Origin of the sequence: Ruegeria sp. HKCCD7303, from assembly GCF_013111185.1 — a bacterium.
GTDB lineage: Bacteria > Pseudomonadota > Alphaproteobacteria > Rhodobacterales > Rhodobacteraceae > Ruegeria.
In genome coordinates this window covers 260,297-287,013 of the sequence record NZ_WVRE01000004.1, presented here as the reverse complement: position 1 = coordinate 287,013, position 26,717 = coordinate 260,297, and the positions used below count along the sequence as shown (strand labels likewise).

The 26,717-nt window shown below is 58.0% G+C and carries 23 protein-coding genes; 10 read left to right on the top strand and 13 right to left on the bottom strand.

What is annotated here, in order from left to right:
- Genes GS630_RS13205 through GS630_RS13195 form a run of 3 tightly spaced genes read right to left on the bottom strand, consistent with a single transcriptional unit; the run spans window position 1 to window position 3,501 of the window.
- A complete protein-coding gene (locus tag GS630_RS13205; RefSeq protein ID WP_171620667.1) occupies window positions 1-1,608 on the bottom strand; it encodes a carboxyl transferase domain-containing protein in 1,608 nt (535 codons plus the stop codon).
- Between the two features lie 2 nt (window positions 1,609-1,610).
- On the bottom strand, window positions 1,611-1,979 hold the full coding sequence (locus tag GS630_RS13200; protein WP_171620665.1) for a hypothetical protein: 369 nt from the start codon (window positions 1,977-1,979) through the stop codon (window positions 1,611-1,613).
- Window positions 1,972-3,501, bottom strand: coding sequence for an AMP-binding protein (locus GS630_RS13195; RefSeq protein WP_171620663.1), 1,530 nt, complete (start codon window positions 3,499-3,501; stop codon window positions 1,972-1,974). The genes GS630_RS13200 and GS630_RS13195 overlap by 8 nt, the downstream gene beginning before the upstream one ends.
- A 136-nt stretch (window positions 3,502-3,637) precedes the next feature.
- On the opposite strand from GS630_RS13195, the gene GS630_RS13190 reads away from it, so the two are divergent.
- Window positions 3,638-4,240 carry an OmpW family protein gene (locus GS630_RS13190; RefSeq protein ID WP_171175189.1) on the top strand — a complete coding sequence of 201 codons (603 nt, stop codon included), beginning with the start codon at window positions 3,638-3,640 and terminating at the stop codon, window positions 4,238-4,240.
- Between the two features lie 50 nt (window positions 4,241-4,290).
- On the opposite strand, the gene GS630_RS13185 is transcribed toward GS630_RS13190, so the two are convergent.
- The 3 genes from GS630_RS13185 to GS630_RS13175 all read right to left on the bottom strand — a co-directional run bounded on the left by GS630_RS13185 (window position 4,291) and on the right by GS630_RS13175 (window position 7,514).
- Entirely contained in the window at window positions 4,291-5,454 is a 1,164-nt protein-coding gene (locus tag GS630_RS13185) for an isovaleryl-CoA dehydrogenase (RefSeq protein WP_171175191.1), read from the bottom strand.
- A 158-nt stretch (window positions 5,455-5,612) separates the two neighbouring features.
- Window positions 5,613-6,803: a DegT/DnrJ/EryC1/StrS aminotransferase family protein gene (locus GS630_RS13180; RefSeq protein ID WP_171175193.1), complete on the bottom strand. Its 1,191-nt coding sequence runs from the start codon at window positions 6,801-6,803 to the stop codon at window positions 5,613-5,615.
- Between the two features lie 39 nt (window positions 6,804-6,842).
- Window positions 6,843-7,514, bottom strand: a complete 672-nt coding sequence (locus GS630_RS13175; RefSeq protein ID WP_171237278.1) for an HAD-IA family hydrolase — start codon at window positions 7,512-7,514, stop codon at window positions 6,843-6,845.
- 134 nt (window positions 7,515-7,648) lie between these two features.
- On the opposite strand from GS630_RS13175, the gene glmU reads away from it, so the two are divergent.
- From glmU to GS630_RS13155, 4 genes are read left to right on the top strand one after another with little or no spacing between them, the layout of a single operon-like run.
- Window positions 7,649-9,001, top strand: a complete 1,353-nt coding sequence (gene glmU, locus GS630_RS13170; RefSeq protein ID WP_171175198.1) for a bifunctional UDP-N-acetylglucosamine diphosphorylase/glucosamine-1-phosphate N-acetyltransferase GlmU — start codon at window positions 7,649-7,651, stop codon at window positions 8,999-9,001.
- 3 nt (window positions 9,002-9,004) lie between these two features.
- On the top strand, window positions 9,005-10,828 hold the full coding sequence (gene glmS / locus GS630_RS13165) for a glutamine--fructose-6-phosphate transaminase (isomerizing) (protein WP_171175200.1): 1,824 nt from the start codon (window positions 9,005-9,007) through the stop codon (window positions 10,826-10,828).
- Complete coding sequence (locus GS630_RS13160) at window positions 10,825-11,394, top strand: GNAT family N-acetyltransferase (RefSeq protein WP_171620661.1); 570 nt, start codon at window positions 10,825-10,827, stop codon at window positions 11,392-11,394. Before glmS ends, GS630_RS13160 begins: the two co-directional genes overlap by 4 nt.
- A complete protein-coding gene (locus GS630_RS13155) occupies window positions 11,391-12,080 on the top strand; it encodes a DNA alkylation repair protein (RefSeq protein WP_171175204.1) in 690 nt (229 codons plus the stop codon). Before GS630_RS13160 ends, GS630_RS13155 begins: the two co-directional genes overlap by 4 nt.
- Here the strand turns inward: GS630_RS13155 and GS630_RS13150 are convergent.
- Window positions 12,068-12,499: a hypothetical protein gene (locus GS630_RS13150; RefSeq protein WP_171712051.1), complete on the bottom strand. Its 432-nt coding sequence runs from the start codon at window positions 12,497-12,499 to the stop codon at window positions 12,068-12,070. The two genes, GS630_RS13155 and GS630_RS13150, sit on opposite strands and share 13 nt — an antisense overlap.
- Before the next feature lie 91 nt (window positions 12,500-12,590).
- Here GS630_RS13150 and moaA point away from each other — a divergent pair, with 91 nt between their 5' ends.
- Both moaA and GS630_RS13140 read left to right on the top strand, forming a co-directional pair.
- The gene (gene moaA / locus GS630_RS13145) at window positions 12,591-13,598 is read left to right on the top strand and encodes a GTP 3',8-cyclase MoaA (protein WP_171620747.1); all 1,008 of its coding nucleotides are present in this window, start codon (window positions 12,591-12,593) and stop codon (window positions 13,596-13,598) included.
- Window position 13,599: 1 nt separating this feature from the next.
- Window positions 13,600-14,922: a 3-deoxy-D-manno-octulosonic acid transferase gene (locus GS630_RS13140; RefSeq protein WP_171620659.1), complete on the top strand. Its 1,323-nt coding sequence runs from the start codon at window positions 13,600-13,602 to the stop codon at window positions 14,920-14,922.
- Between the two features lie 42 nt (window positions 14,923-14,964).
- Here the strand turns inward: GS630_RS13140 and GS630_RS13135 are convergent, their stop codons facing one another.
- Genes GS630_RS13135 through GS630_RS13115 form a run of 5 tightly spaced genes read right to left on the bottom strand, consistent with a single transcriptional unit; the run spans window position 14,965 to window position 21,527 of the window.
- On the bottom strand, window positions 14,965-16,128 hold the full coding sequence (locus GS630_RS13135; RefSeq protein WP_171620657.1) for a M20 aminoacylase family protein: 1,164 nt from the start codon (window positions 16,126-16,128) through the stop codon (window positions 14,965-14,967).
- Between the two features lie 17 nt (window positions 16,129-16,145).
- Entirely contained in the window at window positions 16,146-17,309 is a 1,164-nt protein-coding gene (locus tag GS630_RS13130; protein WP_171620655.1) for a M20 aminoacylase family protein, read from the bottom strand.
- Between the two features lie 15 nt (window positions 17,310-17,324).
- Complete coding sequence (locus tag GS630_RS13125) at window positions 17,325-18,491, bottom strand: M20 aminoacylase family protein (RefSeq protein WP_171620653.1); 1,167 nt, start codon at window positions 18,489-18,491, stop codon at window positions 17,325-17,327.
- 43 nt (window positions 18,492-18,534) lie between these two features.
- Window positions 18,535-19,701 (bottom strand): acetylornithine deacetylase, encoded by a 1,167-nt coding sequence (argE, locus tag GS630_RS13120; RefSeq protein WP_171235556.1) that lies wholly within the window; start codon window positions 19,699-19,701, stop codon window positions 18,535-18,537.
- Window positions 19,702-19,706: 5 nt separating this feature from the next.
- Window positions 19,707-21,527 (bottom strand): ABC transporter ATP-binding protein, encoded by a 1,821-nt coding sequence (locus GS630_RS13115; RefSeq protein ID WP_171175217.1) that lies wholly within the window; start codon window positions 21,525-21,527, stop codon window positions 19,707-19,709.
- Between the two features lie 284 nt (window positions 21,528-21,811).
- Here GS630_RS13115 and GS630_RS13110 point away from each other — a divergent pair, with 284 nt between their 5' ends.
- The 3 genes from GS630_RS13110 (at window position 21,812) to GS630_RS13100 (ending at window position 25,593) form a co-directional block, all read left to right on the top strand.
- Window positions 21,812-23,518, top strand: coding sequence for a peptide ABC transporter substrate-binding protein (locus GS630_RS13110; protein ID WP_171235555.1), 1,707 nt, complete (start codon window positions 21,812-21,814; stop codon window positions 23,516-23,518).
- Between the two features lie 94 nt (window positions 23,519-23,612).
- On the top strand, window positions 23,613-24,620 hold the full coding sequence (locus tag GS630_RS13105) for an ABC transporter permease (RefSeq protein WP_170375080.1): 1,008 nt from the start codon (window positions 23,613-23,615) through the stop codon (window positions 24,618-24,620).
- Window positions 24,613-25,593, top strand: coding sequence for an ABC transporter permease (locus GS630_RS13100; protein ID WP_171620651.1), 981 nt, complete (start codon window positions 24,613-24,615; stop codon window positions 25,591-25,593). Before GS630_RS13105 ends, GS630_RS13100 begins: the two co-directional genes overlap by 8 nt.
- 6 nt (window positions 25,594-25,599) lie before the next feature.
- On the opposite strand, the gene GS630_RS13095 is transcribed toward GS630_RS13100, so the two are convergent.
- Window positions 25,600-26,697 (bottom strand): MFS transporter, encoded by a 1,098-nt coding sequence (locus tag GS630_RS13095; RefSeq protein ID WP_171620649.1) that lies wholly within the window; start codon window positions 26,695-26,697, stop codon window positions 25,600-25,602.
- Between the last annotated feature and the right edge of the window lie 20 nt (window positions 26,698-26,717).

The following is a 26,717-nucleotide window of genomic DNA, read 5'->3' as shown; positions in this document are numbered from 1 at the left end:
TCACATCCTGAACACGCCGAAACGTGTCTCCTCAATCGGTGCATTCAGCGCCGCGCTCAGCGACAGGGCCAGAACGTCGCGCGACTTGCGCGGATCGATGATGCCGTCATCCCATAGCCTCGCCGAGGCATAGAGCGGGTGGGACTGCTCTTCGAACATCTCCAGCGTTGGGCGTTTAAACTCGGCCTCTTCCTCAGCCGACCAAGTGCCGCCCTGCCGTTCGATCCCGTCACGTTTGACGGTGGCCAGAACGCCCGCCGCCTGCTCACCGCCCATCACCGAAATGCGCGAGTTTGGCCATGTCCACAAGAACCTTGGCTGATAGGCCCGACCAGCCATGCCATAGTTCCCGGCCCCGAACGAGCCGCCCACCAGCATCGTGACCTTCGGCACCGAGGTCGTCGCCACCGCAGTCACCATCTTGGCCCCGTGCCGGGCGATACCTTCGTTTTCGTATTTCCGCCCCACCATGAAGCCGGTGATGTTCTGCAGGAACACAAGCGGCGTCTTGCGCTGCGAACACAACTCGACAAAGTGCGCGCCCTTCTGGGCGGCCTCAGAAAACAAAACGCCGTTGTTGGCAATGATCCCGACCGGACACCCTTTGACATGGGCAAATCCAGTTACCAGCGTGTCGCCAAAGCGCGGTTTGAACTCATCGAACCGAGAGCCATCGACCAAACGTGCAATCACCTCGCGGATATCATAGGGCGTGCGCAGATCAGCAGGGACGACGCCAAGAATTTCCTCAGGGTCGTACGCAGGTTCCTCCGACGTTTCAAACTGTAGGCCACGCTTAAGTTCGGCACCGCCCAACGACCCAACCGCGCGCCGGGCCAACGCAAGCGCGTGGGCGTCATCCTCGGCCAGATAATCCGCCACGCCGGACAAGCGGGTGTGGACGTCTCCCCCACCCAATTCCTCGGCACTGACGACCTCGCCCGTCGCGGCCTTAACCAGAGGTGGCCCGGCCAAAAAAATGGTGCCCTGCTCTTTCACGATGATCGTCACATCAGACATCGCGGGCACATAAGCCCCGCCCGCCGTACACGACCCCATCACCACCGCGATCTGAGCGATCCCCTTCGCGCTCATCCGCGCCTGATTATAGAAGATGCGGCCAAAATGGTCGCGGTCGGGAAAAACCTCATCCTGATTGGGCAGGTTCGCACCGCCGCTATCGACCAGATAGATGCAGGGCAGATGGTTTTCCTCAGCAATCTCCTGCGCGCGCAGGTGTTTCTTGACCGACATCGGGTAGTACGTGCCGCCCTTCACGGTGGCGTCGTTGCAGACCACCATGACCTCACGCCCCTGCACCCGGCCGATGCCCGCAATAACCCCGGCACAAGGCGCGGCATCTCCATACATCCCATGCGCCGCCGTCGCACCAATTTCCAGAAACGGAGAGCCCGCGTCTAACAGGTTCGCGACCCTGCGCCGAGGCAGCATCTTGCCCCGTGATTCATGCCGCGCGCGGGATTTCTCGCCCCCGCCCATCCGGGCCGCTTCGGCAGCAGCTGAGATTTGGGCCAGCGCGTCGAGATGAGCGGCGCGGTTTGCTTTGAAGCCCTCGGAGGCGGGCATGGCTTTTGATGTGAGTTTCATTTTTAGATATCCACCTTCAATGCCCGATTACTTATGGGCAAGACCACCACTGCGAAGTAAATTATGTAGAAGGTTACGCTCTCTGCAGAAGACGAGAGGGGCCAATTCAACAGCCCTTCAGGGTTGTTCAAATTGATACTAATCTCATCCAGTGCCACGAAAGGCAAAGGCAGCGTCATCAGAAAAAACAGTAGTAAGAAATGAAAAACCCCATTCTTGGACTTAACGCGCAGCCAAGCTTCGCAATTGCCACACCTTACAGCTGGCTCGTACTCCTCACTGCCAACCATAGTGTTCAAAACACTTAAGGGCTGCGGCACCCCATATTTGGGGTACTTTAACCCTGACAGACGCCGCAGAATCTTATTCATTGTCGGTCTCCCCCGCCGCCCGAGCCTTCAACTCTTTCCGGATCACCTTCCCCGTCACCGTCATCGGCAATTCCTCCAGAAACGCCACTTCGCGCGGATAAGAGTAATGCGCCAAACGGTCTTTGACCCAATCCTGCAACTCACGCTCTGCAGCCTGAGCCCCCGGTTTCAGCACCACATACGCCTTGACGATCTCGGTCCGCAGCGGGTCGGGCTTGCCGACCACACCTACTGTCGCCACCGCGGGATGGGTCAGCAGGCAATCCTCGATCTCGGCAGGGCCGATGCGGTATCCGGCTGAGGTAATCACGTCGTCGTCGCGACCAACAAAGCGCAGGAACTCACCCTCCCAAACGCCTCGATCTCCGGTGATCAACCAATCGCCCCGGAATTTCTCAGCCGTCGCCTCGGGCCGTTTCCAATATTCCAGCAGCATCGAGGCGGACCCGCGCCGGATCGCCACGTCGCCTTCCTCGGTCGTCGGATTGCCGTCTTCGTCGATCACCGCCACGTCATGCCCCGGCACGGGTTTGCCGATACAACCGGGCTGCACTGGGAAATCCTCGGCGCAAGAGGACACCACCATATTGCATTCGGTCTGGCCGTAGAACTCGTTGATCGTCAGACCAAACGCTTTTTGCCCCCAGGCCAGCATCTCGACCCCCAAGGGCTCGCCCCCGGACGCGACCGAGCGCAGGCCGGGAATACTCTGATCTGCCGCTTTCAGCATTCGCAAGGCCGTGGGTGGGAAGAACACGTTGCGCACTCCGCCGCGCGCGACAATATCGGCGCAGGCTTCGGGCGTGAATTTCTCAAGCCGCGCCGCGACCACGGGAATACCAAGCGCCAGGCCCGGCATTAGCACATCGAACAAACCGCCGATCCATGCCCAATCCGCCGGTGTCCACAGGCAATCGCCCTCACGCAAATGGTTATGACTGATCGAGACACCCGGCAAATGCCCGGTCAGCACACGATGCCCATGCAGCGCGCCCTTTGGGCTTCCTGTGGTACCTGAGGTATAGATCAGCACCGCTGGGTCCTCGGGACCGGTGTCGGCGAATGGAACGGGTGCGCCAGCCTCACCAATTTCTGATGCAATCAGAGCTTCGGCCAAATCGCCCAGCAGTGCAGCCCCTTCGGCATCGGTCAGCACAATTTTGGCGCCCGCATCTCCGACCCGCGACCTCAGGGCATCCTGCTTGAACAATTTAAACAGCGGGACAGAGATCGCTCCGATCTTCCAGATGGCCAGATGGGCTGCGGCGCACCAGGCGGACTGGCTCAGCAGCACGCCGACGCGGTCTCCGGGCTGCACACGGCGCAGCAGGGCGCGGGACAGATCATCCGACATATTAGCCAGCTGTCCGCAGGTGACTTGGCGTGCATCCGTACCGGTCAAATCAATCAACGCCACCTGATCATCAGCATGGCGCAGGCATTGCCACGCCATGTTCAATTGCGCAGGCACGTCCCAGCCACCCCCTGGGCGCAAACCCGGTATGCGCTCAGCGTTTAGCACCGTGAAACTCCCTTGTTTCTCTTGCACTTAACCAGATTTCATCCGGTCCCGCAGTCACCGGAATTTGATGCAGATCAGGGCGACCCGGACGCCAGTCTGCGACTCCAGTCCCATCAACAGAACCAAAGGCAAGAATATGACCAAGAAACTCGCCGCATTGACCCTGTCCACCGCCCTTGTGGCGATGGCCGCCCCTGCATTCGCCCAATCGCAAGGAGATTGGACCGTCGGCATCGGTGTGGGTTATTTGGACCCGAAATCCGACAACGGCACGATCGCTGGCGCACCTGCGACGATTGACGCAGATACACGCCCGATCTTCACCGCTGAATATTTCATCCGTGACAACCTGGGCATCGAACTGCTGGCCGCAACTCCGTTCAAACACACCATCGCCCTTGGCGGTGTTGATGCGGCCACAGTCAAGCACCTGCCGCCCACACTGTCGTTGAACTACCACTTCCCGACCAACAGCGCTTGGAAACCCTATGTGGGTGCCGGTCTGAACTATACCATCTTCTTCGATGAACAGACCGCTTTGGGCAATCTCAAGGTCGATGACTCCTTCGGTGTCTCGCTGCAGGCCGGTTTGGACTACATGGTCAGCGATAACGGCGCAGTCCGTTTGAACGTACGCTGGTTCGACATCGACTCGGACGTATCGCTGAACGGTACCAATATCGGCACCGCAGAAATCGATCCGTTCCTGGTCGGCATTTCCTACGTCCATAAATTCTAATCCCATCTCAAAAGCGCCCCGCAGTGACCTCGTCTGCGGGGCGTCTTTTCTCAGAGCATTTCGCTCATCATTTCACGGCCGATCAGCATCCGGCGAATCTCGCTAGTGCCAGCGCCGATCTCCATCAGCTTGGCATCCCGGAAAATCCGGCTGACCGGCGAATCCGACAAGAACCCGGCCCCGCCCAGCGCCTGAACCGCCTGATGCGCCTGCACCATCGCCTGTTCCGAGGCATACAGACAGCACGCCGCCGCGTCCTGACGCGTCACGTCGCCCCGATCACAGGCCTTGGCGACCTCATAAACATAAGCCCGAGCCGAGTTCATCGCCGTGTACATGTCGGCGATCTTGCCCTGCATCAACTGGAAGCTTCCGATGGGTTTGCCGAACTGTTTGCGCTCGGCCAGATAGGGCATCACTTCGTCCAGACAGGCGGCCATGATGCCGGTGCCGATCCCGGCTAGAACCACACGTTCATAGTCCAGCCCCGACATGAGCACGGCCACGCCTTTACCCTCTTCGCCCAACACGTTCTCGAACGGCACTTCAACGTCTTCAAAGATTAGTTCAGCCGTGTTCGACCCGCGCATCCCTAGCTTGTCGAAATGAGGTGAGGTCGAGAACCCTTTCATTTCCTTCTCGATCAGAAAGGCCGTGATCCCCTTTGACCCGGCATCCGGATCTGTCTTCGCATAGACCACCAGTGTATCCGCGTCCGGTCCGTTGGTGATCCAGTATTTATTGCCATTCAAACGGTAATGATCGTTCCGCTTCTCCGCCCGCAACTTCATCGACACAACGTCCGATCCAGCTGACGGTTCCGACATGGCCAGCGCGCCGACATGCTCACCCGAGATCAGGCGCGGCAGGTATTTCTGCTTCTGCTCCTCACTGCCGTTCAGCTTGATCTGGTTCACGCAGAGGTTCGAATGCGCCCCGTATGACAGGGAAACCGATGCCGAGGCACGCGCGACTTCTTCGACCGCGATCGTATGCGCCAGATAGGACATACCTGCACCGCCATATTCTTCGGGCACGGTGACGCCCAAAAGGCCAAGTTCGCCCATCTCTTTCCACAACTCATTCGGAAAAGCGTTGTTCAGGTCAATCTCAGCCGCCATGGGCTTGACCCGTTCCTGCGCCCAGCGATGCACCATTTCGCGCAGGGCATTCACATCCTCACCCAGATCGAACTTCATCGTGGCCATGAACATCTGCGTCCTCCCTCCGCGTTAATGAACAAGTGTTCAATAAATCAGTATCAGCGAATTCGTGCCCGGTCAATCTTTGTGAGCACACCAAAGCAAAACGCCGCCCAACAAGGGCGGCGTTGCAAAAGATTGAGCGTGCGCCGCAGGCGCACTCCGCATGGTTACGACAGATAGACCGCGCCCACCTCGGTCCGGATTATCCGCGCAATCATCTGGCAATCTTCCAGTGAAAACGTCAGGGGTACACGCATGTCCATGACGCCAGCCAGAACACGATCGCTTTCTGGCATACGCTCACTGTCGAAATAACGCCAACTGTCATAGCGTGATGTGAACCCGGTTGGCTCGGCCCCTCCGAACCATTTCAACTCGACCCCTCGCGCCGCACAACGGCTGATCACGTCGGCAACCCCCTCGGACGACCAGTCCAGCAGCAGAAACTGGATCGAAGATCCGACATAGGTTTCCTCCTCGGGCCGCTCAACTATGGTCAGGCCCGGCGTTCCGCGCAAACCGGTTTCGATCTCGCGATAGCGCTCATTCCAACGCTCCACCTGACGGTCCAGATCGCGCAATTGCGGGCGAAGAATTGCAGCACGCAAATTGTCCATCCGGCCAGAGACATTCGGCGTCGTGTATTTGATCCGCTCGAACACCTCGGGCCCCGGTGCGGCCAGATGGCGCTCATACAGCATGTAGGATCCCGACAGCATTGTGGCTTTGGCCGCCAACTCCTCGTCATCGGTGACAAGCAAACCGCCCTCGCCCGAATTCACGTGCTTGTAAGTCTGGCACGAATAACAGCCGATCACGCCCTGCCGCCCTGACAACTGGCCCCGCCAGGCTGCACCCATAGTATGCGCGCAGTCTTCGATCACGATCACCCCGGCGGCATCGCACATCTGCATCAGTCGGTCCATGTCGCACAGGTGGCCCCGCATATGGCTGAGCATGAGCACGCGCGCCTGATCCAGTTTGCGCTCAAGATCATCCAAATCGATGGTAAGATTTTCGGTCACGCCCACAAAGATGGCCCGCCCCCCAACCGAAGCAATCGACCCCGGCACCGGGGCCAACGTGAAGGCGTTGGTCAGGACAGGATCACCGGGCTGAACTCCAACCGCGCGAAGGGCGGTGGCCAGAGCATATCCGCCAGATGACACAGCCAGACAGTATTTCGCCCCCATCTGCGCCGCAAATTCCTGCTCCAGCAGAGCCGTTTCCCCCAATTCGCCCGCCGCCACGTTATAGCGATGCAGACGCCCGTGGCGCAGAACGGCCAGAGCCGCCTCTATCGCGTCCTCGGGAAGGGGTTCCTGCTGCGTGAAATTGCCAGTAAATGTTTCGGTCATGGTCTTTTTCTGGGGCTCCGAGTGAGTCCGGTCAAGGTTTCAGGCTGCCGCACCTATCAGATCGGGCACGAGGTCCGGCAAATCGTCGAAGTGGTGCAACAGGGCTTCGGGTTCCAATGCCGCCATGTCATCCCCTGACGGTCCGAATGTCACCAAAACAGATGGAACCCCTGCGGCTTTGGCGGTGTTGCGGTCTGTATCCGAGTCTCCGATCAGCACGCACCAATCAGGGTCGCCCCCGGCGCGACGCGCAGCTTCGCGGAGTGGCGCCGGATCAGGTTTGCGCACCGGCAGCGTGTCGGCACCGACCAATGAGGCAAAGCGGTCTCGTACACCCATGCGGTTCAGCAACAATTCGGCCAGATGTTCAGGTTTGTTGGTGCAAATGCCAACACCGTACCCCGCCTTGCTCAACATCTCGACCGCTTGCAACGCGCCGGGATAAAAACTGGTGTGGGTGTCGATGTCCTGCGCATAGGCTTCAAGCAGAACCGGGTAATAGGCGTGGACCGTATTCTCATCAAAGGCACCCACGCGTTTTAAACCGTGGGTCAACATCATGCGGCCACCGCGCAGCGCTATACCAGCATCCTGTCCATGGACCAGCACATCGCCGTGCCCCATTTCGCGAAAACAATGGTTCGCTGCGGCCAGCAAATCGCCTGACGTGTCCGCCAATGTGCCGTCCAAATCGAATATGACGGTGCGCATATCGCCTCCTTATTCGGCAGGTTTTCGCCGTGTCCTGTTTCAATCGGCAATCTTGTTTGATGGCCGAACGGCTTGCGCCTTTGCCCTCAGCGGATAAAACGGTCGGCAACAAAACACAAAGAGAAAACGATTTCATGAGCATTGCCCTTGTCATCCTTGCCGCCGGAAAAGGCACCAGGATGAATTCGGATATTCCCAAAGTCCTGCACCCCATCGCCCAAGTGCCGATGCTTGTCCACGCGATGCGCGCCGGGTCCGTTCTGTCGCCCGACCGCACCGTGATCGTCACCGGCCACGGGTCGGAAGCTGTGGCTAAGGCGGCACAGGGCGAAGACGAAGAGGCGCAGATCGCAGTTCAGGAAGAACAGCAGGGCACTGCCCACGCAGTCGCGCAGGCCCGACAAGCGCTAGAGGGGTTCGATGGCGATGTTGTCGTCCTTTATGGCGACACCCCGTTTCTGCAACCCGACACGCTGGAACGGATGATCGAGGCACGGTCGACAAACGATCTGGTCATTCTGGGGTTCGAAGCCGCCGACCCAGCACGTTATGGCCGGTTGGTGATGAAGGGCGACAGCCTGGAACGCATCGTCGAATTCAAGGACGCCACTGATGAAGAGCGTGCTGTAACCTTCTGTAATTCCGGACTTCTTGCCTGTAGCGCAAAACTATTGTTTTCGCTGATCGATGCTGTCGGAAACGACAACGCTTCCGATGAATACTACCTGACTGACGTGGTGGAAATTGCCCGCAACCGTGGTTTGGACGTGACCGCCGTCGCCTGTGACGAGTCCCAGACACTGGGGGTGAACTCGCGCACGGATCTTGCCGCCGCGGATGCCGTGTACCAGGCCCGCGCACGTGCTGAGCTTTTAGACATGGGTGTCACCTTGATGGCCCCTGAGACGGTTTATCTGGCCGCTGACACTGTGATCGGGCGCGATACAGTGATCGAACCCAATGTGGTGTTTGGTCCCGGCGTCACGGTTGAAAGCGGCGCGACGATCCGGGCGTTTTCGCATCTGGAAGGGTGCCATGTCAGTCGCGGCGCGATCATTGGGCCCTATGCCCGTTTGCGCCCCGGCGCCGAGTTGGCCGAAAACACGCGGGTTGGAAACTTCGTCGAAATCAAGAACGCTGAAATCGCCGAAGGTGCCAAGGTCAACCACCTCAGCTATATCGGCGATGCGACTGTGGGTGCTGCAACAAATATCGGCGCAGGAACAATCACCTGCAACTATGACGGCGTGATGAAGCACAAGACCACCATTGGTGAGAACGTGTTTATCGGGTCGAACACCATGCTTGTCGCCCCCGTAACCGTAGGCGACGGCGGAATGACAGCAACGGGCACTGTCGTGACCAAGAATGTGGAACCTGACGCGTTGGCTGTGGCTCGCGCCAAGCAGGAAAACAAGCCCGGATATGCGCGTAAATTGTTTGATATGTTAAAGGCGAAGAAGGCTCGCCGCGATAAAGAGGCCTGAGATATGTGTGGAATTGTAGGTGTTTTGGGGCAGCACGAGGCGGCCCCTATTCTGGTAGAGGCCCTGAAACGGCTGGAATATCGCGGCTATGACAGTGCCGGAATTGCTACTGTGAATGATGGCGCGCTGGGCCGCAGGCGCGCGGTCGGCAAGCTGGTCAACCTCAGCGACCTGTTGGTGCACGAGCCGCTGCCCGGAAAGTCCGGTATCGGTCATACCCGTTGGGCCACACACGGCGCGCCCTCGGTCAACAACGCGCATCCGCACAAAGCAGGTCCTGTGGCCGTGGTTCATAACGGCATCGTCGAAAACTACCGCGACCTAAGGGCCGAACTGGCCCAGCATGGCGTCGATTTTCAGACCGAAACGGATACCGAAACCGTTGCCTTGATGACCGAGCATCACCTCAACTCGGGCATGTCGCCGGTTGAAGCCGCATTCAAAACGATCGATCAACTCGAAGGCGCTTTTGCGTTGGCGTTTTTGTTCGACGGAGAGGACGACCTGATCGTTGCTGCCCGCAAGGGGTCGCCGCTGGCCATCGGCCACGGGGATGGTGAGATGTATGTCGGGTCTGACGCCATTGCCTTAGCGCCATTGACCAATCAGATCACGTATCTTGAAGAAGGAGACCGCGCGGTTCTGACCCGCACCTCTTTGGAAATCCGCAATGAGGCCGGTGAGCTAGCCAACCGTGAAAAGCGCAAGATCAAGCTGGATCACGCACGCGCTGACAAGGGCGAGCACAAGCACTTCATGGCCAAGGAAATTGCCGAACAGCCAATCGTCGTGGCCGAGGCTATCCGATCTTACTTGCCCACCGGCGGTGACCGCGTTGTGCTGCCGGACACCGAGCTGGATTTCACCAAGCTGGACCGTCTGACCATGGTGGCCTGCGGCACGGCTTTCTACGCCTGTCTGACCGCGAAATACTGGTTCGAACAACTGGCCAAGATGCCGGTCGAGGTCGATATCGCCAGCGAGTTCCGTTACCGCGAGCCTCCGATCACCGGGCGCACCCTGGCGCTGTTCGTCAGCCAGTCAGGAGAAACCGCCGATACGCTGGCCGCCTTGCGCTATTGCGAAGGTAAAGCTGACAAGATTGTTTCGGTTGTAAACGTGCCGGAAAGCTCGATTGCCCGCGAAAGCGATATTGCCCTGCCGATTCATGCAGGTGTTGAAATCGGCGTTGCCTCGACAAAGGCCTTTACCTGTCAGCTCAGTGTACTGCTGATGCTGGCACTCAAGGCTGCTGCTGACCGGGGCACGTTGACCGATGAAGAAATCGCCGATCATGCTGCGGCACTGCGTGGATTACCGACTATTTTGAACGCGGCGCTGGATCAGAACCGGGCGATCCGTAAAGCCGCCCAAAGGTTGTCTGAAGCCCGCGATGTGCTGTTTCTGGGCCGTGGCCTGATGTATCCGCTTGCAATGGAAGGCGCGCTGAAGCTCAAGGAAATCAGCTATATCCACGCCGAAGGTTATGCATCGGGTGAGCTGAAACATGGGCCCATTGCCCTGATCGACAAACATATGCCCGTGGTGGTCATGGCCCCGCGTGACACTGTCTTCGACAAGACCGTGTCGAACATGCAGGAAGTGATGGCCCGAAAAGGCAAAGTGATCCTGGTGTCAGATGATGACGGTATAACGGAAGCTGGTGACGGTGTTTGGAGCACCATCCGAATGCCCCACGTTCACAGCAGCCTTGCGCCTATTCTGTATTCCGTTCCCGCGCAACTGCTTGCCTATCACACGGCCGTTGCCAAAGGCACAGACGTGGATCAACCTCGCAATCTGGCCAAGTCGGTCACAGTGGAATGACCTGGCCTGCCCCTGTCACCCTTGCCGGAGATCACGTTCGGCTGGAGCCGCTGAATATTGCACATGCCGAAGCGCTGAAGGCTTCGGCGGCAGATTTGGGACAACTTTGGTATACCTCTATTCCTACTGTCAAAGGGATGGAGGCTGAAATTACCCGCCGCATCGGGTTGCACGACATGCAGCCCTTTACCGTGATGACCCCCGACCGCACTCCGGTGGGCATGACCACCTTCATGAACACGGATGAGGTCAACCGGCGTGTCGAAATCGGGTCGACCTGGATCGGGCGCGCTGTCCAGCGCACCCCGCTGAACACCGAAGCGAAGTTCTTGATGCTGCGCCACGCCTTCGAGGATCTTTCTTGCAATGCGGTCGAGTTCCGAACCCATCGGATGAACTTTCAGTCGCGACGGGCCATAGAGCGGCTCGGCGCGCAGCTGGATGGCATCCTTCGGGCCCATATGGTGATGTCCAACGGCACGCTGCGCGACACGGCAGTATATTCGATCGTTGCCGCGGAATGGCCTATAGTGCACGCGCATCTGCTCCATAAGCTGGAACAATGACAATGGACGAAGCGCTGGCCGCGCTGCAGGCCCATGCCGACCCCGAACGCGCCCAGCAGATGGCGGCCTATCACAAGACCGACCGCCCATATCTGGGCGTTGGAAACCCAGTGCTCAACGACTTGACCAAAGCGTGGCGGCAAGAGCTGGACGTATTCAAACGCGTCGACCTCGCTGGCGCACTGTGGCAAACCAATATTCACGAAGGCCGGATTGCAGCGGCCAAACTGCTGACCCAAGCCCGTATCCGCCCCGACCAAGAAGTTTGGGCCTTGCTGCAAAGTTGGTTGCCGGATTTCGACGCCTGGGCCATTGCCGATCATGCCAGCGTGGCGATGCAAAAGCGCCTGACGGCCAGCCCCGAACGGTTGGAAGAGGTTGAAGGCTGGACCCAATCCAACCACATGTGGACCCGCCGCGCGGCGATGGTTGCGACCCTGCCTTGGACCAAGCAGAACCACCCCAAGCCCGAAGACATACTGCGCCGCGACCGTATTCTAAGCTGGGCTGCCGGATATGTCCCGGATCGCGACTGGTTCATTCAGAAGTCCATAGCTTGGTGGCTGCGTGAGCTGTCCAAACATGACCCAGATCGCGTGATTGCATTTCTGGAAGAATACGGCAACGCGATGAAGCCATTTGCCCGCCGTGAAGCTGGCAAATACCTGAAGGATCAGTTGGCGTAGACCTCGACCTCGACCAGTTCATCCAGCGGCACCAACAAAGCCCGCATGGCGTCCAGCGACAACCGGCTGCCACCGCTGGCTGGGCCCGGGATCGGAACCAGAGTGATGTAAGCCTGCGACCCGGTTCTTGGCACCACAACGCGCGCCGTTACCTCGCTTTTGACCAAAGGTGTCTGCATCCATCGCCCGGGCGTGGTTGGATCACCCAGCCCGGCGATACTGGTTTTTGCCCCGGCCCAGGTGGGGCGCGCAGATACAGGCTCGGGCTCCAACACTTCTTCTGAAACCGATGTCGTGGACTCCGTTTCGGTAACGGTCTGCGCAGGCGCATCGTCTCTTCCGAAAACGCGGTCAGTCGTGGACCGGACCGCGTCGCAGCCAGCGACCAGCACGCACAGTAACAAAAGCATTTTCTTCATGCCCAAATCCTACAGCCCTGCGCGCATCTGTACCAGCGCAAAGCACAGTTCACCCTTGTCGGGACCCGGTTCCGGCTTTACCTATTACGCCATGACAGCTCCGCTTATCGACCCGTTTGCCCGCGCCATCACATATCTCCGCGTTTCAGTCACGGACCGCTGCGATTTTCGCTGCGTGTATTGCATGTCCGAGAACATGACCTTTCTGCCCAAGAAAGACCTGCTAACGCTGGAAGAGCTGGATCGGATGTGTTCGACCTTTGTGAAGATGGGTGTGGAGAAACTGCGCATCACGGGCGGAGAGCCCTTGGTCCGCCGCAATATCATGACCTTTTTCAACGCAATGACCCGTCACTTGGACAGCGGCGCGCTGAAAGAACTCACACTGACCACAAACGGTTCGCAATTGCATCGCTTCTCAGAGGACCTCTATGCCGCAGGTGTGCGGCGGGTGAATGTCTCTCTGGATACGTTGGACGATGACAAATTCGCCAAAGTCACGCGCTGGGGGCGCTTGAAACAAGTCCTGAACGGTATCGACGCCGCGCAAAAAGCAGGCTTGCGGATCAAGATCAACGCGGTCGCGTTGAAAGGTTTCAACGAACCCGAACTGCCAAAAATCACCGAGTGGTGCGCCGAACGCGACATGGACCTGACCTGGATCGAGGTCATGCCCATGGGCGACATCGGCAACGAAGACCGTCTGGATCAATATTGGTCGCTCAAGGACGTGCGTAAGGAATACGAAAACCACTATACCGTCACCGATCTGGCCGAACGCACCGGTGGCCCCGCCCGCTATGTGCGCCTTGAGGAAACAGGCCAAAAGATCGGGTTCATCACACCGCTGTCTCATAACTTTTGCGAAAGCTGCAACCGCGTGCGCCTGACCTGCACCGGTAAGCTTTATATGTGCCTGGGACAGGAAGATATGGCTGATCTGCGCGCCCCGCTGCGCGATCACCCGGACAGCGAAGAATCTCTGGAAGACGCGATCCGCGCCGCGATCAACCTAAAGCCCAAAGGTCACGATTTCGACTATTCCCGTCAGGCTGTTGATGGCCAGATGACCCGCCACATGAGCCACACAGGCGGCTGACATGCCCGGCGCAAACGACCGCCCGACGCTGCTGTACCGGTTGTACTGCGGCTTCACTGCTATGGCCCAACCCTTGGCTTGGCTTACCGTGCGCAAGAAGCTGCGCGCCGCAGATGTACCCGAAAACCGTCAGAGGGAAAGACTTGGCTACGCCAGCCTTCCCCGACCCAGCGGTCGCCTGATCTGGTTTCACGCCGCCAGCGTTGGCGAAAGCCTTTCAGTTCTCAGCTTGATCAATCGGCTGGCAGAAAGTCTGCCGGATGCCGCGTTCCTCATCACCTCTGGCACACCCACATCAGCTGCCCTGATTGCCAAACGCCTGCCTCCACGAACACGTCATCAATATCCGCCGCTGGATACTGCAGGTCCGGTGAAACGCTTCCTCGATCATTGGAGTCCAGATGCGGGCGTATTTGTCGAAAGCGAAATCTGGCCCCGTCTGATCGTGGAGAGTCATCAGCGGAATATACCACTCGCGCTCTTGAACGCACGATTGTCTGAAAAATCCGTCAAAGGCTGGAAAAAACGCCCGGACACCGCACGCTTCATCTTGTCCAGATTCAGCCTGTTCCTGACCCAGAATGACAAAACGGCAACCAATCTGGTCAACATTGGCGCAGCGCCGGACCGCGTACTACCGGGCACCAACCTCAAAGCAATGTCTGATCCGTTGCCCGTGGATCAAGCCACTTTGCAAGACATCCAAGCACAGATCGCGAACCGCCCCGTCTGGATCGCAAGCTCGACCCACGAAGGCGAAGAAGAAATCGTTCTTGCCGCACACAAGACCTTGCTCGAGCGGTGGCCCGACCTGCTCTTACTCTTGATACCCCGCCACCCCGAACGCCGAGGCGATATCGCCACGCTGATCAATGACGCTGGGATGACGGCATCTTTCCGCTCCAATAACGAAACGATCGGGGAAAACACCCAGATCTATGTGGCAGATACATTGGGAGAGACCGGAACTTGGTACGCGCTTTGTCCCATTGTTTTTCTTGGCGGTTCGCTAAAAGAAATCGGAGGTCACAATCCCTTTGAACCAGCTCAGGCCGGGGCCGCCGTGATTACTGGTCCGGGGTATTTCAACTTTGGCGAAACATTTTCCCCGCTGATCGCAACCGGTGGCGCTGTCGAAGTTCAAAACTCCACTGACCTTTCCAAGATCGTGGCGCACTGGTTGTCAGATCAAAACGCTCTGCAAGTCGCACAGGAAGCTGCACAATCTTGTGTAAACACGCAGTCAGATGCTTTGGAATCGGTCATCAATACCTTGTGTTCAGAACTTAATCTGTACACACAGGATCCTTCTTCATCTGGCTAGAAATACCTCGGGGGTGTGGGGGCAGAGCCCCCACCGCCTCCATCAAGCCGCCGGCATTCTTTGTTCAACAATCTCAGCCCACCAGCTGCATCCAGCCGGAATGGCTTCGTCGTTGAAATTGTATTCCGGGTGATGAACCATGGCCGTGTCGCCATTACCCACCAGGATATATGCGCCAGGACGTTCTTCCAGCATGAACGCAAAATCCTCGCCCCCCATGACCAAAGGCGCATCGTCGCAATCCCCGGAAACCGAACGGGCGACATCTGCGGCAAACTCCGTCTGTTCGTCGCTGTTCACCATTACCGGATAACCGCGGATATAGGTCACGTCTGCGGTGCCTCCGAAGGTCGCCGCGACTCCATTGCAAATCTCGTTGATCCGCATTTCTGCCAGATCGCGCATATCCTTGCTCATCGTCCGCACGGTTCCTTTGATCTGCACCGTCTGCGGAATCACGTTGAAGGCTTTTGACGAGGTTTCAAACGACGTCACAGACACAACCACCTGATCAATCGGGTCCGCATTGCGCGAGGAAATAGTTTGCAGCGCCAAAACCGCCTGCGCGGCCAGGACGGTCGTATCGACCGTCTCATGTGGCTTGGCCGCGTGACCACCACGTCCTTCAAAGGTGATGTCGAACTGGTCGGTCGCAGCAAAGAACGAGCCCGGACGGATCGCGAACTTGCCGACAGGCTGCCCCGGCCAGTTATGCATTCCATAGACTTCCTGAATGTTCCAGCGATCCATCATGCCGTCTTCGCACATCTCACGACCACCGCCGCCGCCTTCTTCGGCGGGCTGGAAAATCACAACAACGGTGCCATCGAAATTACGGGTTTCAGACAGGTATTTCGCCGCGCCCAGCAACATCGCTGTATGTCCATCGTGGCCACAGGCATGCATGGCCCCCGGCGTCTTTGAGGCATAATCCAGCCCGGTCGCCTCGTGGATCGGCAGCGCATCCATATCCGCGCGCAAGCCAATCACTTTGCCTTTGCTGTCCGACTTCCCCTTGATTACGCCCACAACACCTGTGCGCCCAATTCCTGTGACGACGTCATCACAACCGAACTCTTTCAACTTTTCGGCCACAACTGCGCTGGTGCGGTGGGTTTCAAACAGGATTTCCGGGTTCTCGTGCAGATCCCGTCGCCATGCTGTGATCTCATCCTGCAATTCGGCAAAGCGGTTTTTAACTGGCATATCTTCTCTCTCCTAATTCAAGCAGCCGGCATCCGGCGCTCGACCATTTCTGCAAACCACGAGCATCCGATTGGGATAATCTCGTCGTTGAAGTTGTATTCGGGGTGGTGCAACCCGGCGCTGTCACCGTTGCCCAGCACAATGAAGGCTCCGGGTCGTTCTTCAAGCATGAACGAGAAATCCTCACCGCCCATCACCATCGGCGCTTCGATACAGCTGCCTCCCACCGAAACGGCGGCTTCCTCGGCATATCCGGTCTGTGTTTCAGCATTGATCGTCACGGGTACACCGCGCGTATACTCGACATTCACAGATCCGCCGAATGTCGCGGCGATCCCCTTCGCGACCTCTTTCAGGCGCTGTTCGATCAGGTCCCGCATCTCATTGGAATGTGTCCGGACCGTGCCGCGTATCTGTGCCGATTGCGGAATCACGTTGAACGCTTTTGACGACGTCTCGACCGAAGTAACAGACAGCACGGCTTGCAGGATCGGGTCCGCGTTGCGCGACACAATCGTTTGCAACGCCACGATCAATTGCGACAACATCACAGTGGTATCAACTGTCTCATGCGGTTTTGCCGCGTGACCACCGCGCCCTTCGAGGTGGATGTCAAACTCGTCCGCCGCAGCCAGCAACGGGCCAGAACGAATGGCAAACTGCCCGGTTGGAAAACCAGGCACGTTGTGCATCGCATAGACTTCTTGAATGCCGAACCGGTCCATCAGACCGTCCTTACACATGGCTTCAGCCCCATTACCGCCTTCCTCGGCAGGCTGGAAGATTACGACCGCCGTTCCATCAAAATTGCGCGTCTCAGACAGGTATTTCGCTGCCCCCAAGACCATAGCAGTATGCCCATCGTGGCCGCAGGCATGCATCGCGCCCGGGGTATTCGAGGCATATTCCAGCCCGGTTTGTTCCTGCATCGGCAGGGCATCCATGTCCGCACGCAGCCCGATCACGCGGCCCTGCGTGTCGCTTTTGCCGCGAATAACGCCGACCACTCCGGTACGGCCGATGCCGGTTACAACCTCGTCGCAGCCGAATTCCTTCAGCTTTTCGGCGACCAACGCGCTGGTGCGGTGGGTGTCATACAGAATTTCCGGATGTTGGTGAATGTCACGCCGCCAACCTGTGATTTCATCGTGCATCTCTGCAAGGCGGTTTTTGATCGGCATGTCATTCTCCCAGATTTAAGCGACGGGCAATCGTCGTTCCACAAGCTCGGCAAACCAACTGCAGCCGGCGGGAATTGCGTCGTCATCAAAATTATACTCGGGGTGATGGCACATGGCCGTGTCCCCGTTCCCGATAAAGATGTAGGCTCCTGGCCGTTCTTCAAGCATATAGGCGAAATCTTCGGACGGCATGATCGGGTCCGTTCCGTCATTGATTTTGCCCGCGACAGCCGCCGCCGCTTCGGCCGCGTATATTGTTTCGGCCTCAGAGTTCACTGTCACAGGGTATCCCGGCTTCCAATCGACCTCGGCCTTGGCTCCAAAGGCCGACGCCGTATCCACGGCAATCCGGCGCACCCGCTCTTCCGCGATTGCGCGGTATTCAGGATCCAGCGTCCGGACGGTTCCCTGTAGACGCACGGTATGCGCAATCACGTTTGACGCTACACTGTCCGTTTCAAAGGTTCCAACTGTCAACACAACGCGTTTGATCGGGTCAACCGTGCGCGAGACCACGGATTGCAAGGCAACAACGATATGTGAAGCCACAAGCGTCGTATCCACAGCGTCATGAGGTGCGGCAGCGTGCCCGCCTTTGCCGGTTACGGTAATTTTGAACTCATCGGATGAGGCCAGCAGCGCACCGGGCCGAATGGCAAACTCACCCACAGGAAGACCGGGCATGTTGTGCATTCCGTAAACTTCCTGAATACCCCAGCGGTCCATCAGCCCGTCCTGACACATGGCCAATCCACCTGCACCGCCTTCTTCGGCTGGCTGAAAGATCAGAACCACGGTGCCGTCGAAATTGCGCGTCTCGGCCAGATATTGCGCCGCCCCCAGCAGCATTGACGTATGCCCGTCGTGCCCGCAAGCATGCATCTTGCCCGAAACAGTTGAGGCATACTCCAGCCCCGTTGCCTCTTCAATCGGGAGCGCATCCATGTCAGCCCGCAATCCGATGACGCGCCCATGTGTGTCCGAACGCCCCTTGATCACCCCTACAACACCGGTTTTGCCGATGCCGGGTGTAATTTCGTCAACGCCAAACTCTTTCAGGCGGTCCGCAACAAATGCTGCAGTTTCGTGGACGTCATACATCAGCTCGGGATGGGCGTGCAGGTGTCGGCGCCACTTGGTAATCTCGCCATGCATTTCCGCAAGTCTGTTTTTAACGGGCATCTTAAGATCTCCCTCTCGGCTGCCGTCGCCGCTTTACGTCTGATCAAGTGCTCAGCTTTTCAACCAAGCGCTGCATGAATTTGTGACCGGCTTCGAACTGCGCAACCGAGATGAACTCGTTCGGCTGATGCGCCTGCGCAATATCGCCGGGGCCACAAATAACTGCCGAATAACCAGCTTCCTGAAACTGGCCCGCCTCGGTTCCGTAGCTGACAACATGGCTGGCATTGTCGCCGGTCAAGGCACGCACCAGAGTTTCTGCCTCACCGTCCTGTTCAGGCACAAGCCCTGGAATCGAGAAGTTTTCAGACAGCTCAATACGGGCGTCCGGGTGCACTGCTTGCATCCTGGCCTCAATCGCGCGGACCTGTTGAAAATACGCATCCTGCCATTGCGCCTTGGATTCATCCGGCACGGTTCGGAAATCCATCATAAACCGGCAATCCTTGGCCGTAATGTTGTGGGCTGTGCCACCTTCGATCATCCCGACATGACATGTTGTCCACGGCGGATCAAACACCGCGGCAACCGGGGTGGGTTCTGCAGCCATGTTCTTAGCATTCTGTTGGTTCGCCCAATCGATCAGAGGCGCGGCCTCCATGATCGCGTTGACGCCTGTGTGCATGATCGAGCTATGAACTTCGAATCCCGTGATGTGGGTGTCAAAGCCGAAACCACCTTTGTGCCCCGTCACGGCCTGCATCATGGATGGTTCACCCACGATCACGGCGGATCCTTTGGGCAGAACTTCCTGCATCGCTTCGATCATGGGCGGCGCACCAGTGCAGCCGACCTCTTCATCAAAGCTGAGGGCAAGCTGCAATGGCCTCTTGACCCCAGCGTGATGTGCCTCGACAAGGGCCCAAATGGCCAGCGCATCGAAGCCCTTCATGTCGCAGGTGCCCCGGCCGAAATACTTACCGTCTTTCTCGATCACGGTGAAAGGGTCCGTATCCCACGGTTGCCCATCCACTGGCACAACATCGGTGTGACCGGATAAAACCACCGCGCCTTCTTCGTTCGGACCCACCTGCGCAAAAATCGCGGCCTTGTGCGGTTGGTCCGGGTCCGGCCACCGATGCGGTTCGATTCCGTGGCTTTGAAGATATTCCTCAACCCAATCCACCAGCGGCAGATTGGTTTCACGGCTTACGGTCGGGAAAGAGATCAGCTTGGTCATGATCTCAAGCGGCGTCAGGCGTTTTGCCATTGGTATTAGTATCCGCTATCCGTCGTTAGGATGAAGTGACCCGGCTCAACCTCTTGATAATGCGAAGGTTCAGGCTTGTGGCCAACAGGATGAATAGGAGACGGAATCGGTTTGAAATTCAGGTCCTTTTCGGACTTCCGCTTGTTCGGATCTGCAATTGGAACCGCCTTCATCAATGCCTGAGTATACGCGTGCTGCGGGTTCTCGAAGACACGTGCGCGCGGGCCAAGTTCGACGATGCGACCCAGGTACATGACCCCAACATAATGGCTGACCCGTTCAACCACAGCCATATCGTGGCTGATGAACAAATAGGACAGGCCCAGCTCGGATTGCAGTTCCATCATTAGGTTAAGTACCTGTGCCTGCACCGACACGTCGAGGGCCGAAACGGCTTCATCCGCAATAATCAGCTTTGGGTTCAGGGCAAGAGCCCGTGCAATGGCGATCCGCTGACGCTGACCGCCTGACATTTCATGCGGGAAACGACGCATGAAACTGCGGGGCAGCTGCACCTTGTCGAACAGCTGTGCGACGCGGTCTTGCAGTTCTGATCCAGATGCAACCCCATAGTTGCGCATTGGTTCAGCCACCTGATCCAGCAACTGCATTTGCGGGTTCAGCGACGCGAAGGGATCCTGAAAGATCATCTGCATGTCCAACCGCGCCTTGCGCAGCCCGGACTGATCCAGTTTCATGATGTCCACGCCATCCAGATTGACCTCACCCGCCATCGGCTCAACCAGTCGCAGGATCGAGCGCCCAGCCGAGGACTTGCCACAACCGGATTCGCCCACAAGGCTGAGTGTTTGACCTTTGTTCAGCGTGAATGAGACGTCTTCAACTGCGTGGACGTTCGAAATCGTGCGCCGCAACAACCCACCCTTGACCGGAAAACGCGTCGTCAGATTCTTGACGGTCAGCAGTACATCTTCCGTGCCGGGGATGGGGGCAATGTTTTGTCCTTCCACACCCAACAGTTTCATAGGTTCAGGCGCGGATTTCCCGCGCATCTCACCCAGCTTTGGGACCGCGGCCAGAAGGGCCTTGGTATAGTCATGCTGCGGGTTTTCGAAAATCTCTTTAACAGTGCCCTCTTCGACCTTGTTGCCGCGGAACATGACCACCACTCGGTCGGCCATCTGGGCAACGACTGCCATGTCATGGGTGATGAACATCACTGCTGTGCCGGTTTCCCGCTTGAGACGGTCCATCAAAGCCAAAATCTCGGCCTGAATGGTCACGTCCAAGGCCGTCGTTGGTTCATCCGCGATCAACAGACGCGGTTCGCACGCCATGGCCATCGCAATGACAACACGCTGACGCATACCTCCCGACAGCTCGTGCGGATACTGCTGCAAACGGCGCTCGGGTTCAGGGATCCGTACCTGGCGCAACAGTTCCAAGGCCCGTTCTTCGGCCTGGGATTTCGACATGTCCTTGTGGATTCGCAACCCTTCAGTCAACTGGCGACCGACAGTGAAAACGGGGTTCAGGGCGGTCATCGGCTCCTGAAAGATCATCCCGATCTCGTTTCCGCGAATCTGTTTCATCAGATCCTGGTCGGCTTTGGACAGGTCCATCTCTTCGCCATCACGCCGATCAAACAGCAGCTGGCCGCCTGCAATCTCGCCCCCGCCGAATTCAACCAACCGCATCAGAGACAGCGATGATACCGACTTTCCAGAGCCCGATTCGCCAACGATACAAACGGTTTCGCCCGGATTGACCTCGAACGAGACGTCCTCGACGCCGACGACAGGGCCATCCTTGGTCTGAAATTCCACCCGCAGTTTTTTGATCTGTGCAATAGGCTGATCCAGCACGCGCACGCTCCCCTGACGTTGTCATTTTTGTTCTGAGTGCCGAACGCTACGGCGGGCTACCGGGAAAAGTCAAACGCAATACACATTTTCGCGACGGCACCACTTGCATTTTTCTTAAGTTCTGTTTCGATACCCCACGTAACTGCTTTGGGGAGAGAGCGCGCTTTAAAACGTTAGCGCTATTATCGTTACCGATCAAAACCTTGCCCCAAGGCAGCAACGCCAAGTCCGCAGGCATTGCGGAAATAATCGAGACACAAACGTGTCCAATTCGGGAGTAAATTATGAAAATCAAAACCCTTTTGCTTGGTGCGATTGCGAGCACGGCAATGGCTCCGATGGCCTTTGCCGAGCGCGGATCGGACGGCAATGTCAGCATCATTTATTGGCAAGCGCCGTCGATCCTGAACCCGTTTCTATCCGGTGGTACGAAAGATGTGGAATCAGCCTCATTGGTGATTGAGCCGCTCGCGCGTTACGACCAAGACGGCAACATGGTGCCTTATCTGGCATCGGAAATCCCGACCGTGGAAAATGGTGGTGTCAGCGAAGACCTGACATCGATCACATGGAAGATCGCGCCCGGAATCACCTGGTCGGACGGTTCTCCATTCACCTCGGCTGACGTGAAATTCACTGCTGACTACTGCATGCATCCCGAAGGCGGCTGCGCGCAGGTCACCAAGTTCGAGGGCGTCACCTCGGTCGAGGCGGTGGATGACCTGACCGTCAAAGTCACATTCGACAAGCCGACCCCCTTCCCCTATGGCCCGTTCGTAGGTGGTGAAAGCCCGATCATTCAGGCGGCTCAGTTCGCGGACTGCCTTGGCGCGAAAGCCCCCGAATGCACCGACCAGAACTTTAACCCGATCGGAACCGGCCCGTTTGTTGTAACCGAGTTCAAACCGAACGACGTCATCACTTTCGCAGCCAACGACAATTATCGTGACCCGGCAAAACCTGCCTTTGCGAGCGTGACCTTCAAGGGCGGTGGCGATGCAACGGCCGCGGGTCGTGCTGTCATGGAAACGGGTGAATTCGACTACGCTTGGAACCTTCAGCTGGCGCCCGAAGTGATCGCGCAGATGCAGGAAGGCGGCAAAGGTACCCCGGTTGCAGGCTTTGGCCCGCTGGTCGAGCGTATCATGCTGAACCAGACCAACCCATCGCCCGACCTGCCAGAAGGCGAGCGTTCAACGGCTGCTCATCCGCACCCGTTCCTGCAAGATCCGGCGGTCTACAAAGCCATGTCCATGGCCATCGACCGTCCGCTTCTGGTTGAGATCGGATATGGTCAGGCCGGTAAGGTGACCTGTAACTGGGTTCCCGCCCCTGCGGCCTTCAACTCGACTTCGATGACCTGTGACACGCAGGATATCGCAGGTGCAAATGCGCTGCTGGACGAGGCCGGAATCGTTGACACCAACGGCGACGGCATTCGCGAGAAAGACGGCGTTCCGCTGAAAGTGGTTTACCAAACCTCGACCAACGCTGTCCGTCAGGACTTCCAGGCGCTGATTAAAGAATGGTGGAGCCAAATCGGCATCGAAACCGAGCTGCGCAACATCAACGCGTCGGTCTTCTTTGGTGGTGACCCGGGTTCGCCTGACACCTTCCAGAAGTTCTATGCTGACGTTGAGATGTACGCCAACACCTTCAACGGCACCGACCCGCAGTCCTATCTTGGCAACGGCCTGTGCGACAAAGCACCGAAGCCGGAAAGCCAGTGGCAGGGTGAAAACATCTCCCGCTTCTGCAACGAAGAGTTTGACGCGTTGCACGCCAAACTGGCCGAGACCGCTGGTCTGGAAGCTCGCGCCGAGATCGCGAAACAGCTGAATGACATCATGGTTCAGAATGGCGGTATGATCCCGCTGGTTCACCGTGGTCGTCTGTCGGCGCACGCGAACACCTTGGGTGGCGTTGTCCTGAACGTTTGGGACAGCGAGCTGTGGAACATTGCGGACTGGTACCGCAAAACCGGCTCCTAAGCACTGATCTTGCAAAGCCGCGCCCCGGTCGTTATCGGGGCGCGGTCATTTGCACACCACCCCAACAAGAAGACGCATATAAAGGCGCCTCTTAATGCTCAATTTCACAATCAGACGACTGGTGCTGGCCGTACCCACGCTGCTGTTCATCAGCCTCGTCATTTTCCTGCTGCTCGAGCTTGCCCCTGGCGATCCGATGGCGCAGGTCCCGCTCACCGTTCCGCCTGAAGTCAAAGAGAAGATGCGCGAGGCGCTTGGCCTTGGCCAGCCGATGCATATCCGGTTCTGGAAATGGATCGTGCAATTCTTCTGGATCGAACCGCAGGTTCTGATCGACCACATGTTTGGCACCACCTTTTCCGAAGGTGACCTGCGTGTGATTTCGTGGCAGACCCGCTCGCCGGTCATGGACATCGTCGTTCAGCGTATCCCCCAGACCCTGTGGGTTGTCGGCACCGCCTATGTGGTCGCCATCCTGATCGCTCTGCCCATCGGCATCTATTCGGCCTACCGCCAGTATTCGTGGTTCGATCAGATGGGCACATTCGTGTCGATGGTTGGTTTCTCGGTCCCGCCCTTCTTCTCGGGCGTTCTGGTGATCGTGATCTTCTCGGTCCAGCTGGGTTGGTTCCCGTCGATCTATGACACAACCCATGTGGTCAACAGCTGGGACAGCTTTGTCGTACAGCTGAAACAGATGATCATGCCGGTCATGGTTCTGGCCTTGCAGATTACCGCACAGCTCAGCCGGTTCATGCGCGCCTCGATGCTGGACAACCTCAATCAGGATTACGTCCGGACCGCACGCGCCAAGGGCCTGAGTGAATACACGGTCGTTATGGTCCACGTCCTGCGCAACTCGATGATCCCCGTGGTTACCGTGATTGCGCTGGGTATTCCGGCCATCTTCGGGGGTGCCATCATCACCGAGCAGGTGTTCAAAGTGAACGGCATCGGCCAATTGCTGATCGGCGCAATTCAGGCCAACGACCTGCCGATGGTGCAAACCCTGACCTTCATCTTTGCCGTGCTGATCGTGCTGTTCAACCTGATCGCCGATGTTCTTTACGGCATTCTGGACCCGAGGATTCGCTATGACTGATACCGACAAATCAGACACGCTGATCCCGGATGAAGGACTGGCAGCCGCATCGACCGCCGTGCCGGGCGCAGGCGCTATGGAGGAACTGGCAACCCCTCCGCGCAGCCAATGGCGCGATGTGTGGGATCAGTTCAAGACCCACAAGGGCGCGATGGTTGGTGCGATCCTGTTCCTCTTCATCGTTGCAGGCGTCTATCTGGGACCGTACCTGTGGAGCATTGATCCAACGCAAATAGACATCCGTTCGCGCAATCAGGGGCCAAGCTGGGCACATCCGTTTGGAACCGACCAGTTGGGTCGAGATATTCTGGCGCGCATGATGTCAGGCGGGCAGACCTCGGTTTCGGTGGGCATCACGGCAATGCTTCTGGCGCTTTTCCTAGGGTCGTTTATCGGTGTCTTGGCCGGGTTCTTCAAACGGCTTGACGGACCGCTGATGCGCCTGACGGACCTGTTCCTGGCCCTGCCCCTGCTGCCACTGCTGTTGGTCATGATGCTTCTGTTCCGCGAGCCTTTATCGGCTGCCTTTGGGTTGGAGCGCGGAATTTTCATCCTGATTGTCTGCGCCATCGGCATCACCTCTTGGATGCCAACCGCCCGGATCGTGCGGGGCGACGTGCTGGCCATCAAGGAACGAGAATTCGTTCTGGCGGCGCGCTCTATCGGCACCAGCAACAGCCAAATCATCACGCGGCATATCCTGCCGAACGTGCTGTCACCGATCATGGTGTCTGCGACGCTTGGGATTGCCACGGCGATCATTACCGAAAGCGCGCTGTCCTTCCTTGGATTGGGCTTCCCGCCCGACTTTCCAACCTGGGGCCGCCTACTGTTCGACGGGGTAGACTATCTGCAGCAGTACCCTGAGCGTGTGTTCTGGCCCGGACTGGCAATCTCGTTGACCGTGCTCAGCGTGAATTACCTGGGCGATGGCCTACGCGACGCGCTGGATCCGCGAATTCGCGGACGTTAAGCAAACTCAGTCGGCGCGCCTGAGCGCGCCGGCCAAAACTATGATCAGGGCCGCCAGCGGCAGCAACACTGAAAACGCCAAACGCAAGCCAAACAGTTCGGCCAAAAACCCGATCAATGGCGGTCCGATCAACAGCCCCCCATATCCCAAAGTGGCAACACTGGCGATGGCCTGCCCCGGCGGCACATCCGGGTCACTTGCAGCCCGGCTGAACGCCAGCGGCATAATCACGGCATAGCCTACACCCATCAGTGCAAAACCGGCCAATGCGGGCAGAGGTGTCACTGCTGATACCACAGCAAACACGCCAACTGCAGCGCATAACCCGCCAAATCGCGCCGTGGCAACCGGGCCGAAGCGTGTAATGACAACTGCGCCCGCCAGGCGAAAGGCCACCATTGTTACTGAGAAAACGGCGTAGCCCAAGGCCGCAACACTTTCGGTCGCATTCGTAATGTCGCGCAAATAGATCGCGCTCCAATCCGCGACAGCGCCTTCCCCCAGGGCTCCGCACAATGCGGTAAACCCAACCAAAACCAATATACCGGACGGCAGAGCAAACACGGATCCCTGCCCGCGCTCTGAACGTTTTGAAGTCCAACGCACCCAGGAAGAGGCGAGCGCAAAGGCCACGACGAGTCCTCCCGCCAGCAGGAAGTGCGCAAGAACACTCAGCCCCATCTGAACAGCAACATATCCGCTCAGCGCGCCAAGGCCCGCGCCCAGACTCCACATCGCATGGAAAGAGGACATTACAGGTTTGTCAAAGGTCTGTTCAACCTCAGCCGCCCAAGCGTTCATTGCCACGTCCATAGAGCCGTGGAAGGCACCAAAGATGAACAGGAAGACCGCCAACCCCCAAAATCCACCGGCCATGGCTAGCAGGATTAGCGACAGAGTATAAAGCACCGCAATGACACGGGTAATGGCAACAGCCCCGAACCGATCCGTGAGCCGCCCGGTGATGGGGAAAGAACAAACAGCACCAGCCGCCATGAACAGCAGCCCATAACCCAGTTCCTCATGCGACAGACCCAACCTGTCGCGCACAGCAGGGATGCGCGAGGCCCATATTCCGAACAGTGCCCCATTCAGGATAAACATGGCGGCAACCGCTCGCCATG